This is a genomic window from Alphaproteobacteria bacterium, assembly GCA_030740435.1.
GTDB lineage: Bacteria > Pseudomonadota > Alphaproteobacteria > UBA2966 > UBA2966.
This window is the reverse complement of sequence record JASLXG010000022.1, coordinates 1-13,787: the sequence shown is the minus strand read 5'-3', so window position 1 is coordinate 13,787 and position 13,787 is coordinate 1. Positions and strand designations below refer to the sequence as shown.

Annotated in this window: 14 protein-coding genes and 1 tRNA gene; 10 read left to right on the top strand and 5 right to left on the bottom strand. The window is 66.4% G+C overall.

The genetic code is table 11. The annotated features are described in order from the left end of the window. Positions 1 to 847, bottom strand: an 847-nt coding sequence (locus QGG75_02630) for a helix-turn-helix domain-containing protein (protein ID MDP6066142.1), incomplete at its 3' end; no start/stop codon positions are given. A gap of 205 nt (positions 848 to 1,052) precedes the next feature. Between QGG75_02630 and QGG75_02625 the strand changes: the two genes are divergently transcribed. Next, entirely contained in the window at positions 1,053 to 1,358 is a 306-nt protein-coding gene (locus QGG75_02625) for a hypothetical protein (protein ID MDP6066141.1), read from the top strand. A gap of 7 nt (positions 1,359 to 1,365) precedes the next feature. Continuing rightward, positions 1,366 to 2,511: a dienelactone hydrolase family protein gene (locus tag QGG75_02620; protein MDP6066140.1), complete on the top strand. Its 1,146-nt coding sequence runs from the start codon at positions 1,366 to 1,368 to the stop codon at positions 2,509 to 2,511. A 6-nt stretch (positions 2,512 to 2,517) separates the two neighbouring features. Here QGG75_02620 and queG read toward each other — a convergent pair whose 3' ends face one another. Together queG and QGG75_02610 are read right to left on the bottom strand one after the other, a co-directional pair. Further along, the gene (gene queG, locus QGG75_02615) at positions 2,518 to 3,627 is read right to left on the bottom strand and encodes a tRNA epoxyqueuosine(34) reductase QueG (GenBank protein MDP6066139.1); all 1,110 of its coding nucleotides are present in this window, start codon (positions 3,625 to 3,627) and stop codon (positions 2,518 to 2,520) included. A gap of 2 nt (positions 3,628 to 3,629) precedes the next feature. Then, positions 3,630 to 4,304: a glutathione S-transferase family protein gene (locus QGG75_02610; protein ID MDP6066138.1), complete on the bottom strand. Its 675-nt coding sequence runs from the start codon at positions 4,302 to 4,304 to the stop codon at positions 3,630 to 3,632. Between the two features lie 348 nt (positions 4,305 to 4,652). Between QGG75_02610 and QGG75_02605 the strand changes: the two genes are divergently transcribed. Beyond that, entirely contained in the window at positions 4,653 to 5,453 is an 801-nt protein-coding gene (locus tag QGG75_02605) for an undecaprenyl-diphosphate phosphatase (protein MDP6066137.1), read from the top strand. 3 nt (positions 5,454 to 5,456) lie between these two features. Here the strand turns inward: QGG75_02605 and QGG75_02600 are convergent, their stop codons facing one another. Together QGG75_02600 and QGG75_02595 are read right to left on the bottom strand one after the other, a co-directional pair. After that, the gene (locus tag QGG75_02600; protein MDP6066136.1) at positions 5,457 to 6,410 is read right to left on the bottom strand and encodes a complex I NDUFA9 subunit family protein; all 954 of its coding nucleotides are present in this window, start codon (positions 6,408 to 6,410) and stop codon (positions 5,457 to 5,459) included. A gap of 83 nt (positions 6,411 to 6,493) precedes the next feature. After that, positions 6,494 to 7,900: an L-serine ammonia-lyase gene (locus tag QGG75_02595; protein ID MDP6066135.1), complete on the bottom strand. Its 1,407-nt coding sequence runs from the start codon at positions 7,898 to 7,900 to the stop codon at positions 6,494 to 6,496. A gap of 211 nt (positions 7,901 to 8,111) precedes the next feature. On the opposite strand from QGG75_02595, the gene QGG75_02590 reads away from it, so the two are divergent. From QGG75_02590 to rpoN, 7 genes are all read left to right on the top strand, one after another. Continuing rightward, a tRNA-Leu gene (locus QGG75_02590) sits at positions 8,112 to 8,198 on the top strand. Positions 8,199 to 8,269: 71 nt separating this feature from the next. Beyond that, complete coding sequence (locus QGG75_02585; protein ID MDP6066134.1) at positions 8,270 to 8,881, top strand: ribonuclease D; 612 nt, start codon at positions 8,270 to 8,272, stop codon at positions 8,879 to 8,881. A gap of 17 nt (positions 8,882 to 8,898) precedes the next feature. Beyond that, positions 8,899 to 9,891, top strand: coding sequence for a KpsF/GutQ family sugar-phosphate isomerase (locus tag QGG75_02580; protein MDP6066133.1), 993 nt, complete (start codon positions 8,899 to 8,901; stop codon positions 9,889 to 9,891). A 22-nt stretch (positions 9,892 to 9,913) separates the two neighbouring features. Then, the gene (lptC, locus tag QGG75_02575; protein ID MDP6066132.1) at positions 9,914 to 10,576 is read left to right on the top strand and encodes an LPS export ABC transporter periplasmic protein LptC; all 663 of its coding nucleotides are present in this window, start codon (positions 9,914 to 9,916) and stop codon (positions 10,574 to 10,576) included. Beyond that, the gene (lptA, locus tag QGG75_02570; protein MDP6066131.1) at positions 10,573 to 11,103 is read left to right on the top strand and encodes a lipopolysaccharide transport periplasmic protein LptA; all 531 of its coding nucleotides are present in this window, start codon (positions 10,573 to 10,575) and stop codon (positions 11,101 to 11,103) included. Before lptC ends, lptA begins: the two co-directional genes overlap by 4 nt. A 71-nt stretch (positions 11,104 to 11,174) precedes the next feature. After that, positions 11,175 to 11,978, top strand: coding sequence for an LPS export ABC transporter ATP-binding protein (gene lptB / locus QGG75_02565; protein MDP6066130.1), 804 nt, complete (start codon positions 11,175 to 11,177; stop codon positions 11,976 to 11,978). Between the two features lie 15 nt (positions 11,979 to 11,993). Further along, positions 11,994 to 13,589: an RNA polymerase factor sigma-54 gene (rpoN, locus tag QGG75_02560; GenBank protein MDP6066129.1), complete on the top strand. Its 1,596-nt coding sequence runs from the start codon at positions 11,994 to 11,996 to the stop codon at positions 13,587 to 13,589. The last annotated feature ends 198 nt before the right edge of the window (positions 13,590 to 13,787 follow it).

Below are 13,787 nucleotides of genomic sequence, written 5' to 3'. Positions count from 1 at the left end.
GATGCGGCCGTTGGTGATTGAAGACCTGTTGAAAGTCGCGGAAGCGTACAAGCTGTTCCGCCAAGCTGTCCGCCGGCGGACTGGCCGTCTCCTGCTTCAGGGTCAGGTGCATGCGTTCATGACGGCCGTTCTGCTGCGGCTTGCCTGGCTCGATCCTCTCAGGCAACACGCCAACCTTGATCAGCTTCACCGCCAGCCGCGACAATCCTGCCGCACCCCGGCTGGCGAACGGCGGACCGTTGTCCGAACGCAGCACCTTCGGTAGGCCATGTTCAAGGAAGGCGGCCGACAAGTGGGGCCAGACATGGCTTTCATCGCAGCGCCCCACCGCCTCGCAACAGAGCAGGTAGCGGCTGTATTGGTCGCTCAAGGTCAGGGGATCAACCTGGATGCCGTCGGCGGTCAGAAACCAGCCCTTGAAGTCAATACACCAAACATCATTGCTGGCCAGGCAGAGCGCCAAAGGATGCCCCATGCCCGGGGTCCGCACCCGGCGCTTGCGTCGACGAACCAAGCCGGCCTTGGCAAATTGGCGGCCCATACTGGAAGCCGACGGCCAGGAACTCTCCGGCGCCGTCCTCTCCAGGTAGGCCTTGACCTTGTCGGGCCCCCAGGTCGGATGGCGCAGACGGACCGCCACAACCGCCTCGATCACATCCGACGCCATGGCGCGGGGATTACCATGGGGTGCGCGTGAGCGCTCCTCAAGACCAGCAATGCCCTCGCTACGATAGCGCGCCAGCCACTTGTGGCCCGTCTTGCGGCTGATGGCAAACTCACGGCACAAGGCGCTGATGCTCTCGGCACCGTCAAGATAAGCCGACACGAAACACATCCTCTCATTCATTGCACAGGTCTCCGTCCAAGGCATCGGCAGCTCCTCCCTGCCGATAATTTGAACTGTTACCCATGTCGTGACGTAGATGTGTTACCCATGTCGCGAGTTAGGACCCCAGCCACCCGCTCCCCCTCCCAACCACCCCGAGCGTACCATCGATGGGTGGTTGGGAGGGGGAGCGGGTGGCTGGGCCCCGACGATACAGGAAGCGGCCATGCGCTACGTCAAAAGAAACGACCAGGGTTTGATCTCGGCGGTCTTCGACGAACCCGTCGAGGGTGCCACCGAAAGCGTGCCGCGCAACGATCCGGCGCTGTTGGCCTTCGTCACCGAGGGCGGCGGCGAACGCGCCATGCGGCGTTATTTGGCCAGCGTCGATGACGACATTATGGTCATCGTCGAAGACCTGATCGACATCTTCATCGACAAGGGCCAGTTGCTGCTCACGGATTTTCCCGAGGAGACCCAGCACCGCCTGACGCACCGGCGCAAGATCCGCCAGCATCTGATGAACTACTGACCACGCCATGGCGGCCCCCGAGACGCCGGAGGATCTGCCCGGCGATTCCCCCGAACTGGTGGAACAGCGCATCGATGCCGTCGTCGCGGTGCTGCCGCCGCTGCTGCAAGCCCTCGATGCCCTGACCCATGTTGGCCGCCATTTGCACCCGGCCCGGCTGCGCGATCTGGTGGCCGGCCTGAAATCCGTGGAATCCGAACTGGCCGCCGCCCTGGAGGATTTTCGCGGCATTTCCTGGCCGCCGCAAAGCGCCGCCCTGGTGCAGCCCATCGAGGCCGCCGCCGAGCAGGTGGGCCAGAGCTTCGCCGGCCTGGCCGCCGCCGACCACCCCGAGGGCCTGATGCAGGCCTATCGGGCGCTGCGCTTCGCGCCCCGGGCGGCCGAGGCGCTTTACCCGCTGGCCGGCCATTTGGGCCCGGTCAGCATGTTTTTTCTCGATCAGGCCGGCCGGGCCGACGAGGAACTGCGCCAGCGCCTGGCGGCGGCCGGTGATTCCCCCGGCGGCCCGGACCTGGGCGTCATGCACGCCGACAACGCCAAGCACCAGCGCGGCGGTTTTTCCCTCTACGTGCCGGAATACTACGACCCCCAAACGGCCTATCCGGTGATCGTGGCGCTGCACGGCGGTGCCGGCCATGGCCGGGCTTTCCTCTGGACCTGGCTCAAGCAAGCCCGTAGCCGGGGCGCGATCTTGATAAGCCCGACGGCGCGGGGCGGCACCTGGTCGTTGATGCAGCCCGAAGTGGACGCCGCCAACATCGCCGCCATCCTCGATCACGTGGGCAGCCGCTGGAACCTCGACCGGGGGCGGATTCTGCTCACCGGCATGAGCGACGGCGGCACCTTCGCCTACCTGGCCGGCTTGATGGCAGGTGCGTCGTGTAGCCACCTGGCGCCGATATCGGCCAGCTTCCAGCCCATGTTGCTGGAATTCCTCGACCGCCGGCGCTTGGCTGAGGTGCCGATCTACCTCACCCACGGGGCCGAGGACTGGATGTTCCCCATCGACATGGCGCGCACCGCCAATGCCGCCCTCACTGCCGCCGGTGCCCAGGTCGAGTACCGCGAAATCGCCGACCTCAGCCACGCCTACCCGAGCGAGCAAAACGACCGCATCGTCGAATGGTTCCTGGGCCGCGAGACGGCGGCTTGAATTCTCTCAAGGCGCCTCCCACTCGGCCCGTACCGCGCCATCGCTTTCAACGGCCGCGCGACTGTCCCTGAGGCCGGCGAAGGCGGCTCCGTCGAGCAACCGCCGGGCGGCCCAGACGGCCATGGCGCGGATCAGGGGCGAGGGGTCGTCGAGCAGGCTTTCGACCAGCGGCATGACGCTGGCGTCGCCGGCGTTGCCCAGGCCAATCAGGGCGTTGCGCACCAGCCGCTGGCGGCCCGTTCGCTTGACGGGTGAGTGGCGGAAGCGGGCTTTGAACTCGTCCTCGTCGAGGTCGGCCAGTTCGGCCAGCCCGAGCTCGGCGATCTCGGGGCGGGCGGCATAGGCGGCCTCGGCGCTGGCTTGGGCGAACTTGTTCCAGGGACAGACGGCCAGGCAGTCGTCGCAGCCGAACACCCGGTTGCCCATGGCGGGGCGCAGTTCGGCCGGGATGTGGCCCTTGTGCTCGATGGTCAGGTAGGAAATGCAGCGCCGGGCGTCGAGCCGGTAGGGCGCCATGAAGGCGCCGGTGGGGCAGGCGTCCAGACAGCGCCGGCAGGAGCCGCAGTGGTCGCGCTCGGGCCTATCCGGCTCGAGCTCCAGCGTCGACAGGATCACGCCGAGGAAGAGCCAGGAGCCGAGCTCCCGCGAGACCAGGTTGGTGTGCTTGCCCTGCCAGCCCAAGGCGGCGGCCTGGGCCAGCGGCTTTTCCATCAAGGGCGCGGTATCGACGAAGACCTTGAGCTGGCAGTCGAACTCGGCCGCCAGCCAGCGGCCCAATGCCTTGAGGCGCTTTTTCACCACCTCGTGGTAGTCGCGGCCGCGGGCGTAGACCGAGACCAAAGCCCGCTGGGGCTCGGCCAACGGCGCCAGCGGGTCGCCCTGGGGGCCGTAATTCGAGCCCAGCACGATGGCGCTACGGGCCTCGGGCCAGAGCGCCGTCGGCCGCGCCCGCTGGTCGATCCGGCGCTCCAGCCAGGCCATGTCGCCATGGCAACCGCGGGCCAGGAACTCGCGCAAAGCCTCCCCGGCGTCGCCCTCCGGTGCGGCAAAGCCTGCGGCGTCGAAGCCGAGCTCCAGGGCCTTTGCCCGGATGCGGCAGCTATCGCCCCCGGCCATGGTCAGAAGTCGAGATCGGCGTAGTGCTTGGGCGGCGGCAGGCCGGGGATGCTGTCGGCCAACAGCGGCTGGAAGCTGGGCCGCGACTTGATGCGGGCGTACCAGTCGCGGGCGCCCTCGTATTTATCCCAGGGCACGTCGTCGAGGTAGTCGAGGCAGCAGAGCTGGGTGGCCGCGGCGATGTCGGCCAGGCTGTAGTGCTCGCCGGCCAGCCAGCGTCGCCGCTCGGTGAGAAAGCCGATGTAATCGAGGTGCGCGCCCATGTTCTGCTTGCCCGCGCGGATGGCCTCGGAACTGGGCTCGCCCCGGCCCATGAAGCGCTTGTCGATCTTTTCGCTGAGCAGGTAGGTGGTCACCTCGCGGGCGAATTTTTGCCCGAACCAGTCGACCAGCCGGCGCACCTCGGCCCGGCCGGCCGGCACCGTGCCCAGCAGCGGCAAAGCACTATCGAAGGCCGCTTCCTCGAGGTATTCGCAGATCGCCACGGCGCCCACCACGACGGCGCCGTCGGGCTCGACCAGTACCGGCACCTCGCCGGCCGGGTTGAGGGCGAGAAACTCGGGCCGGCGCTCCCAGGTCTTTTCCACCCGGGTCTCGTAGTCCAGACCCTTTTCCTCGCAAACCACCCGCACGGTACGGCAATCGGGCGACAGCCAGTGCTGATAGAGGATGCGCATGGCCGGACTCTAGAGCGAATCCCGCAACGATTCACGTTTTGTGGGAATCATCGGCGCGGCCGGCCGCGCAGGCGCGGCTTTTTGTTGAACCCTCACCGGGCGGGCGCATCCGCGCCCTTGGCCTCCGCCCCCCTATCGGGGGGCGGCTTAGGGCCGACAAAAAGCGTGGTTTTTGCTGCTTGGTCTTTTATTGCAACGGGAGCGACCGCGACCCGCCGCTACCGCGGCGCCCCCGCGGAGGCAGCGGAGCGAAGCTCCGCCGCCGTGAGCGACAAAAGCCGTGAAAGGGGGAGTCAGAAGGCCCGGGCTTTGCTATAACCGGGGGGGCATAGCGATGGGGATCCGCTCTTGAGCCTGATTCACATATCCATCCTGGCGCTGGTCCAGGGCCTGACGGAATTCCTGCCGGTAAGCTCGTCGGGGCATCTGGTGCTGGTGCCGGCGTTGACCGGCTGGCCCGACCAGGGCCTGGTCATCGACGTCGCCGTCCACGTGGGCAGCCTGCTGGCCGTGTTGATCTACTTCTGGCGCGAGACCTGGATGGTCTTTCTCGGCTTCTTCCAGCTTGTGTTGGGTCGCGGCGGGCCGGGGTCGCAACTGGCGCTTTACCTGATCGTCGCCACGCTCCCGGTGTTGATCGTGGGCGCCCTTTTCGTGCGCTACGACGTCAATGCCGCGCTGCGCTCGGCCGAGGTGGTGGGCTGGACCACCATCGGTTTCGGCATCTTGCTGTTCCTTGCCGACCGCACCGGCATGACCATTCGCCGGCTCGAGCACATGAAGGTGGACTTGGCCCTGGCCATCGGCCTGGCTCAGGTGCTGGCCCTGGTGCCCGGCACCAGCCGCAGCGGCATCACCATGACCATGGCCCGTTTCCTGGGCTTCGAACGCATCGATGGGGCGCGCTTTTCGATGCTGATGTCGATACCCGTGATCCTCGCCGCCGGCCTGGTCGACGGTACCCGCATCTACCTTAGCGGCGATTTCGTGCTCGGCCTCGAGGCGGCGCTGGCGGCCGGGCTCTCGTTTCTCGTCGCCCTCGCCGCTCTGGCCGCCATGATGGCCTGGCTGAGGCGCGCCGGTTTCGGCATTTTCGTGCTCTACCGCCTGGCGCTGGGCGGCGGCATTCTTTACTGGGTTTATGCTTAAACTTCAGGCCACCGTGGGTGCCAGGCCGCCGCGGGCGAAACGCGCCAGGTAATCGGGCAGCTTGCTGCCGATCGGCGTCGGCCTGAGGCCGAGCTCGGCCAGGCCCGGCAGGCCTTGGCCCACCACGTTGTCCACTTCCATGAGCCTGAGCTGGTCGCGGGTGACCAGCGGCTTGGGCATGAGCTCGAAAAAGAAGGCCGTCATGCGGGCCAGGGCAAAAGGCAGCGGCACCAGCAGCGCGCGGCGCCCGGTGTGGGCCAGCACCAGTTCCATGATCTGGCGATAGCTCAGGATTTCGGGGCCGCCGAGCTCGAAGACGCCGCTCTGGCGCCCAGCGACGATGCGCACCACCGCCTCGGCCACGTCGCCGACGTAGAGTGGCTGGAAAAGCGTGTTGCCGGCGTCGAAGGGGTTGGGGCCAAACAGCGGCAGCACGGGCGACAGGCTGGCCAGCAGCGCCAGGCGGTTGAAGAATTCGTCGTCGGGTCCGAAGACCACGCTGGGGCGGACGATGGCGGCGGCGGGGAAGGCCTGGCGCACCGCTTCCTCGCCGGCCCATTTGCTGGGGCCGTAGCGGGCCGGCGAATCCGCCGCCGCGCCGAGGGCCGAAAGCTGGACAAATTGCCTGGCCCCGGCGGCGGCGGCCGCCCGGGCGACGCGTCCGGCGCCCTCGGCATGTACCGCCTCGAAGCTCTGGGCGCCGCGCTCGAACAAGAGGCCGACGCAATTGATGGCCAGGTCGGCCCCGGCCAGCGCCGCCGTGCAGCTGGCGTCGTCGCGCAGGTTGGCCTGCACCACTGCCACCTGTCCCGGCTCGCCCATGGGCTTGAGGAAACTGCCGGCCTCCGGGTCGCGTACCGCCACCCTGAGCCTCCAGCCCTCGGCCGCCAGGCGCCGCACGATATGGCGGCCGATGAAACCCGAGCCGCCGAAAACCGTTGCCAGACCGTCGTTCATAGTGTTCTCCAGGGGTCGCTCGCGGGCACCACGCCGGGGCCATGATAACGACAAGCGCCCGGCCCTCAAAGCAAAGCCTGTCTTCAGCACTGGGGAAAATTGACCGCCAATCCGCCGGTCGATGTTTCCTTGTATTTCGCATTCATCTCCAGGCCGGTCTGGCGCATGGCCTCGATACAATGATCCAAGGGCATGAAATGCCGCCCATCGCCGCGCAAGGCCAGCGATGCCGCCGCTACCGCCTTGATCGCGCCCAATCCGTTGCGCTCGATGCAAGGCACTTGCACCAGCCCCGCCACCGGATCGCAGGTCATGCCCAAATGGTGTTCCAGGGCGATTTCAGCGGCGTTTTCGACCTGTTCGTTGGTGCCGCCCAGGACGGCGCAGAATCCCGCCGCCGCCATTGCCGCGGCGGAACCGACCTCGCCCTGGCACCCGACTTCAGCGCCGGAGATCGAAGCATTGTGCTTGATCAGCCCGCCGATCGCCGCGGCGGTCAAGAGAAAGTCTTCTCTGCTCCCGCTTGCCGCGCCACCGCAATGGTCTTGGCAGTACCGCATCACGGCGGGCACGACGCCGGCCGCGCCGTTGGTCGGTGCCGTGACCACTCGGCCGCCCGCCGCGTTTTCCTCGTTCACCGCCATGGCATAAACCGCCAACCAATCGTTCACCACATGGGGCAGGGCAGCGTTGCGTTCTTTTTCGCCCTCGAGCTGGTCCATAATCGATTTTGCCCGGCGCCTGACAGGCAAACCGCCGGGCAGCTCGCCCTCATTGAGCAGGCCTCGTGCCATACAGTCGTTCATGGCCTGCCAGATACCGTCAAGACGTACGTCCAGGTCAGCCGCGCCCAGGGAAACCAGCTCGTTGGCTCGCTTCATTTCGGCGATGGTTTTTCCCGAATCCCCGCCCATTCGCAACATCTCTTCCGCGGAGCCGAAGGGATAGGGGTACCCGCCCGCGATTTCGGCCCCGGGCAAAGCGTCCGCTGCCAGCTCCAGCCCGGCCAGTTCCGCCTCGCTAACGACAAAGCCGCCGCCGATGGAATAGTAGGTTTCCCGCAGGCACAGGTCGCCGCTCAGGTCGAAGGCCTGCAATAGCAAACCGTTGGCGTGGCCGGGCAAGACCAATTCGTTATCGAATTTCAAGTCCGTAGCGGGGTCGAACGAGAGTTCCGGCAGCCCCGTCGGCCGCAGGCGTTTCTCGCTCCGGACCTGGGATTCCAACACCTTGGCACGGTCGGGATCCAGCGTCTGGGGCTGCTCGCCGATCAGGCCCAGGATGACCGCCCGGTCGGTTCCGTGTCCCCGCCCCGTATAGGCCAGGGAGCCATGAAGCGAACAGGCGACGCGGGCCGGCGTCCGCCCAGGGCCCGATGGCGCAACCCGAAGCGCTTCCAGGAACCGCCCGGCCGCGATCATCGGCCCCATGGTGTGGGAACTCGACGGCCCGATACCGATCTTGAAGATGTCGAACGTACTTAGGAACATTCGCTCAACCAAGGCAGCCTAGACGTTGCAACCGTCTGCGCTTCTCTAATAGACGCCATCGGCTGAAACGATCAACCAGGGATCGGTTTTTGAGCGGCGCTCGACCCTGGGCGGCATTCATGACCCGGCGAGAAATGTGGGCTAGCGCGCCGGCCCGTACAAGCTTATTGACAGGGGCTGTCCGCTACGCGTACCAAGATCGCCTCACGGTGCCCAGGTGGCGGAATTGGTAGACGCGCTAGCTTCAGGTGCTAGTGACCTTCGGGTCGTGGAAGTTCGAGTCTTCTCCTGGGCACCAAAGCTTTCCCCGGCCGTTCCGCCCGACCCTTTGCCGGCGCGGTGCGGCGGCCTGCCGAGGGGACCCGCGTCATGGCCATGCATCTTCACCAGGGCGACCTACCCGAGGGACTGAGCTTCCCCGACGGCGTTGCCGTGGATACCGAGACCGCCGGCTTGAAGACGCGGCGCGACCGGCTCTGCCTGGTCCAGCTCTCGGCCGGCGACGGCGATTGCCACATGGTGCAACTGAAGCCCGGCAACTACGAGGCGCCCAGGCTGCGGACGCTGATGCAGGATACGTCGGTGGTCAAGCTGATGCATTTCGCGCGCTTCGACGTGGCCGCCATCCGCCATTGGCTGAGCGTGCTGTGCACGCCGGTCTACTGCACCAAGATCGCCTCCAGGCTGACCCGCACCTACACCGACCGTCACGGCCTCAGGGACCTCTGCCGCGAACTCTTGGGCGTCGATCTGGCCAAGGAGCAGCAATCCTCGGACTGGGGGGCGGCGCAACTCTCTCAGGCGCAGCTCGACTATGCCGCCGCCGATGTGCTCTACCTGCACCGGCTGCGTGTCGAGCTCGACGCCCGGCTGGTGCGCGAGGGGCGCAGCCATCTGGCCGCCACTTGCTTTGCCTTCGTGCCCATCCGTGCCGAGCTCGATCTGGCGGGCTGGGCCGACCAGGACATCTTCGCCCACTGAGGGGGCCAGAGGCGGGTATGGTTGCCGCGGAAGCTAGAGAAACAAAACCGGATCGCCAGGCTGACGACCTGGTCATCGCGCGGCGCGTGCTGCGCCTGGAGTCCGAGGCCCTGGCGGCGCTGGCGGCGGCACTGGGCAAGGATTTCGTAGCCGCCCTCGAGTGTCTCGACGCGGTGGCCGGCCGCATCATCGTCAGTGGCATGGGCAAGAGCGGCCACGTGGCGCGCAAGATCGCCTCGACGCTGGCCTCGACCGGCAGCCCGGCGGTTTTCGTCCACCCCGGCGAGGCCAGCCACGGCGATCTCGGCATGATCACCAAGGATGACGCCGTGGTGGTGCTGTCGAATTCGGGCCGCACGCCCGAGCTCAACGACCTGGTGGCCTACAGCCGGCGCTTTGCCATCCCGCTGCTCGCCATCATCGGAAGCCCGGGCAGCCAATTGGCCCAGAGCGCCGACGTTGCGCTGGAGCTGCCGCCGACGCCCGAGGCCTGTCCCTTGGGCCTGGCGCCGACCACCTCGACCACCGCCATGCTGGCGCTGGGCGACGCGCTGGCGGTGGCGCTGCTGGAACGCAAGGGCTTTTCTTCCGAGCAGTTTCATGCCCTCCATCCCGGTGGCCAGCTGGGCAGCCAGTTGCTCAAGGTCGGCGACCTCATGCATCAGGGCGAGGCGGTGCCGCTGGCGGCGCCCGATACCCGCATGGCCGACGCCATTCTCATCATGTCGCAAAAGAGCTTCGGCTGCGTCGGCATCGCCGAAGACGACGGCAGCCTGGTGGGCATCGTCACCGACGGCGATCTCAGACGCCACATGGCGCCCGACCTGCTGGGTCGCGCCTGCGCCGAGATCATGACGCCTGCGCCCAAGACCATTGGCCCCCAGGCCCTGGCGGCCGAGGCCTTGGGGCGCATGAACCAGAGCGCCATCACCAGCCTCTTCGTGGTCGAGGCGGGAACCGTGGTGGGGCTGCTGCACCTGCACGATCTGTTGCGTGCGGGCGTGGTCTGAACGGCCTATGGGCAGCGCTAGCGTGACGCTCCCGGCAGCCGACAACGCCAAGCTCGACCGGCTGGTGCGCCGCAGCCGGACCATCAAGCGCCTGAGCCAGCGCTACAGCCGCTTCGTCGGCTTGATGAAGTTCGTGCTGCCGGCCACGGCGCTGGGCCTGACGGCGCTGGTGCTAGCCTGGCCCGGCGGCGACAGCGATCCCGAGGCCATCCGCCTTTCCTTCGCCAGTCTGGAGAGCGACGAGCAGGGCAATCCGGGCATGACCAATGCCCGCTTCGTGGGCTCCGACCGGCGCAACCGGCCCTTTTTGGTGACCGCCGACCGGGCCCTTCAGGACAGCGACGACCCCGGCCGCGTCAACTTGCGCACCTTGCAGGCCGACATGACGCTCGAGAACGGCATGTGGCTGACCATGATCGCCGAAAGCGGCCTTTATGACCGCCAGCAACAAACCTTGGATCTTATCGGCCCGGTCAACATCTTCTCCGACGCCGGGTACGAGTTCCAGGCCCAGTCGTCCACCGTCGATTTGGCTAACGGCAGCGCTTCCAGCGACAAACCGGTCAAAGGCCAGGGCCCCTTCGGGGTGCTGAGCGCCAGCGGCTATCGCTTCCTTGATCGGGGGCAGCGGCTGATCTTCGAGGGCCAGGTCAAGCTGGTACTTCAGCCCGGGGGACAGCGATGAAGAGCGGCGGAATATGGCCGGCCGGGCTGCTGGCCCTGGGGTTCACTTTGGTGGCGGCGCTGGCCCAGGCCCAGAACCGGGCGCAAACCGAGCAGCCCATCGAGATCACCGCCGACCAGCTGGAGGTGCAGCAGGACCAGCGCCGGGCCATCTTCCGCGGCAACGTCCTGGCCATCCAGGGCACCATGCGCCTGCGCGCCGCAAGGCTCGTGGTCCACTACCGGCCGACCAAGAAAGGCGGCTCGGCCGAGAGCGGCATTTCCAGCATCGAGGCTTCGGGGCGGGTGTTCTTTTCCACCGCCGAGGAGACCGCCGAGGGCGACAGCGGCGTTTACGATGTCGACGGGGGCATCGTGACACTCGACCGCAACGTGGTGCTGACGCGCGGCGACAACGTCATCCGCGGCAATCGTTTGGTATTGAACCTGGAAACCGGAAGGAGCAAGGTAGAGGGCGCTCCAGCCGCTTCCGGCAAGGGCGGTCGCGTGCGTGGCCTGTTTGTGCCGCGCAAGAAGCCGAAACGTTGATCGGGGGCTGGTTGCGGACCATCCGCTCGGCCGGTTATGTTGTGTTAACCCTGTCAGCGTAGTGATAAGGCATGTCCGACAATCCTCACGAAGCTCTTTCCGGCTCTTCGGCCCCAGACGGTGCCCCAGAGGGCCCGCGGCTGGTGCGGCGCAGCCAGGGTCTGGAGGCGCACAAGATCGGCAAGCGCTTCAAGAAGCGGCCGGTGTTGCGCGACGTCAGCCTGCATGTCGAGCGCGGTGAGGCGGTGGGCCTTTTGGGGTCCAACGGGGCCGGCAAGACGACGTGTTTTTATATCATCACCGGCCTGATCGGCGCCGATTACGGCACCATCACGCTGGACGGCCACGACGTCACCGAACTGCCCATGTATCGCCGCGCCCGTCTGGGCATCGGCTATTTGCCGCAGGAGGCCTCGATCTTCCGCGGCATGACGGTGGAGAACAACATCCGGGCAGTGCTGGAAGTGGTCGAGGGCGAGCGCGACCGGCGGGAACAGATCCTCGACGACCTGCTGGCCGAGTTTTCCATCTCGCATCTGAGAAGGGCACCGGCGCTGGCGCTTTCGGGCGGCGAGCGCCGCCGCGTCGAGATCGCCAGGGCGCTGGCCACCCAGCCCGGCTTCATGCTGCTGGACGAGCCCCTGGCCGGCATCGATCCCATCGCCGTGGCCGACATTCGCGACCTTGTCTCGCACCTCAAGCACCGCGGCATCGGCGTGCTTATCACCGATCACAATGTGCGCGAAACCCTGGATATCATCGATCGTGCCTACATTCTGCACGAGGGCCAGGTGCTGTTGGAGGGCGAGCCCAGCGAGATCGTCGCCCACGAGGACGTTCGCCGGGTCTACCTGGGCCGGCAGTTCAGCATGTAATCCCGATCACCGGCCATGTCGCTCTCCCCCAAACTCGAGGTTCGCCAGTCCCAGAATCTGGTGATGACGCCGCAATTGCAGCAAGCCATCAAGTTGCTGCAATTGAGCAATCTAGATCTCATGTCCTATGTCGAGCAGGAGGTCGAGCAGAACCCCATGCTCGAGCAGGCCGATCCCAACCAGCCCGAACGCGGTGACGGCCCCGACATAGACCACCAGCCCGAGGAAAGCAGCGACAGTGACAGCGAAAGCGCCGGCGACGGCGACGGCGCCGATAAAGCCGCCGAAGGTGGCCTCGAGGCGGAACAGGTTGTACCTGACGCGGCCGACTTTTCCGACGAAGCCAACCTGCCGCAGGAGAACGAGGCGCCGCTCGACGTCGATCTCAACGAGGCCATCGGCAGCGAACCGGCGGAGCCCGGCTACGCCAGCGACGCCGCCACCATCGACGGCTTCGGCCCCAGCCACGGCGGGCGCAGCGATTTCAGCGACTCAGGCTACTCCCTGGAGCAAAACACCAGCGAGGGACTGTCGCTGACCGACCATCTGCTGGAGCAACTCAACGTCGACGTCGAGGATGCCGTCGACCGCATGATCGGCGTCCACCTCATCGACTCCGTCGACGAGGCCGGCTATCTCACTGGCGATCTCGATCTGGTGGCCGAGATGATCGGCTGTTCGCGCCAGCGTGTCGACCGCACGCTCGAGGTTCTCAAGGGCTTCGATCCGCCCGGCGCCTTCGCCAGCAGCCTGGCCGAGTGCCTGGCGCTGCAATTGGCCGACCTCGATCGCCTCGACCCGGCCATGGAGATCTTCATCGACAACCTCGATCTGCTGGCCAAGCACGACCTCGGCGCCCTGGCGCGTCTCTGCAACGTCGACGGCGAGGATATCGCCGACATGATCAACGAGATCCGGGCGCTCGATCCCAAGCCGGGGCTGCGCTACGGTTCCGAGATCATCCAGGCGGTGGTGCCCGACGTTTTCGTGCGACCCAGCCCCAGCGGCGGTTGGCACATCGAACTCAACGGCGACACCCTGCCCAAGGTGCTGGTCAACATGCAGTACCACGCCACCATCAGCGGCCAGGCCAAGTCGAACAAGGACAAGGCCTACATCAGCGAGCGCCTCAATTCGGCCAACTGGCTGGTCAAGTCGCTGGATCAGCGCGCCAACACCATCCTCAAGGTGGCGACCGAGCTGGTGCGCCAGCAAGATGGCTTCCTGGCCCACGGCATCGAATACCTCAAGCCGCTCAACTTGCGCGACATAGCCGGTGTCATCGACATGCACGAGAGCACGGTCAGCCGGGTCACCGCCAACAAGTACCTGAGCACCTCGCGCGGCATCTACCCCATGAAGTACTTCTTCACCTCGGCCATTTCCTCGGCTGTCGGCGGCGCCGCCCACTCGGCCGAATCGGTGCGCCACCGCATCCGCGAGCTGATCGACAACGAATCCCCCGAGGCCATTCTTTCGGATGACAAAATCGTCGAACTGCTGCGCGCCGCCAGCATCGATATCGCCCGCCGCACGGTGGCCAAATACCGCGAATCCATGCGCATCGCCTCGTCCGTCGAGCGCCGTCGGCAAAAACGCATGGCGACCTAACGTTAGCTATCGCCCGGCCACCCGCTCCCCCTCCCAACCACATGTTTTGCGCCGGTGCCTAGAGCATTTCAAGATTGCATTGAATCGGATGTGCTGATTCACTGGTGTCTCCACATGATGTTGTGTTCGTATCAAAGGAGGCTACCAGATGGGGTGCAGTCATCCTCTCGCTCTTCGGTCTCGGATCATCGCTGCGGT

Coding starts and splice junctions, on each gene's coding strand:
- QGG75_02625 (MDP6066141.1), top strand. CDS start 1,053: ATGCGCTACGTCAAAAGAAACGACCAGGGTTTGATCTCGGCGGTCTTC.
- QGG75_02620 (MDP6066140.1), top strand. CDS start 1,366: ATGGCGGCCCCCGAGACGCCGGAGGATCTGCCCGGCGATTCCCCCGAA.
- queG (MDP6066139.1), bottom strand. CDS start 3,627: ATGGCCGGGGGCGATAGCTGCCGCATCCGGGCAAAGGCCCTGGAGCTC.
- QGG75_02610 (MDP6066138.1), bottom strand. CDS start 4,304: ATGCGCATCCTCTATCAGCACTGGCTGTCGCCCGATTGCCGTACCGTG.
- QGG75_02600 (MDP6066136.1), bottom strand. CDS start 6,410: ATGAACGACGGTCTGGCAACGGTTTTCGGCGGCTCGGGTTTCATCGGC.
- QGG75_02595 (MDP6066135.1), bottom strand. CDS start 7,900: ATGTTCCTAAGTACGTTCGACATCTTCAAGATCGGTATCGGGCCGTCG.
- QGG75_02585 (MDP6066134.1), top strand. CDS start 8,270: ATGGCCATGCATCTTCACCAGGGCGACCTACCCGAGGGACTGAGCTTC.
- QGG75_02580 (MDP6066133.1), top strand. CDS start 8,899: ATGGTTGCCGCGGAAGCTAGAGAAACAAAACCGGATCGCCAGGCTGAC.
- lptA (MDP6066131.1), top strand. CDS start 10,573: ATGAAGAGCGGCGGAATATGGCCGGCCGGGCTGCTGGCCCTGGGGTTC.
- lptB (MDP6066130.1), top strand. CDS start 11,175: ATGTCCGACAATCCTCACGAAGCTCTTTCCGGCTCTTCGGCCCCAGAC.
- rpoN (MDP6066129.1), top strand. CDS start 11,994: ATGTCGCTCTCCCCCAAACTCGAGGTTCGCCAGTCCCAGAATCTGGTG.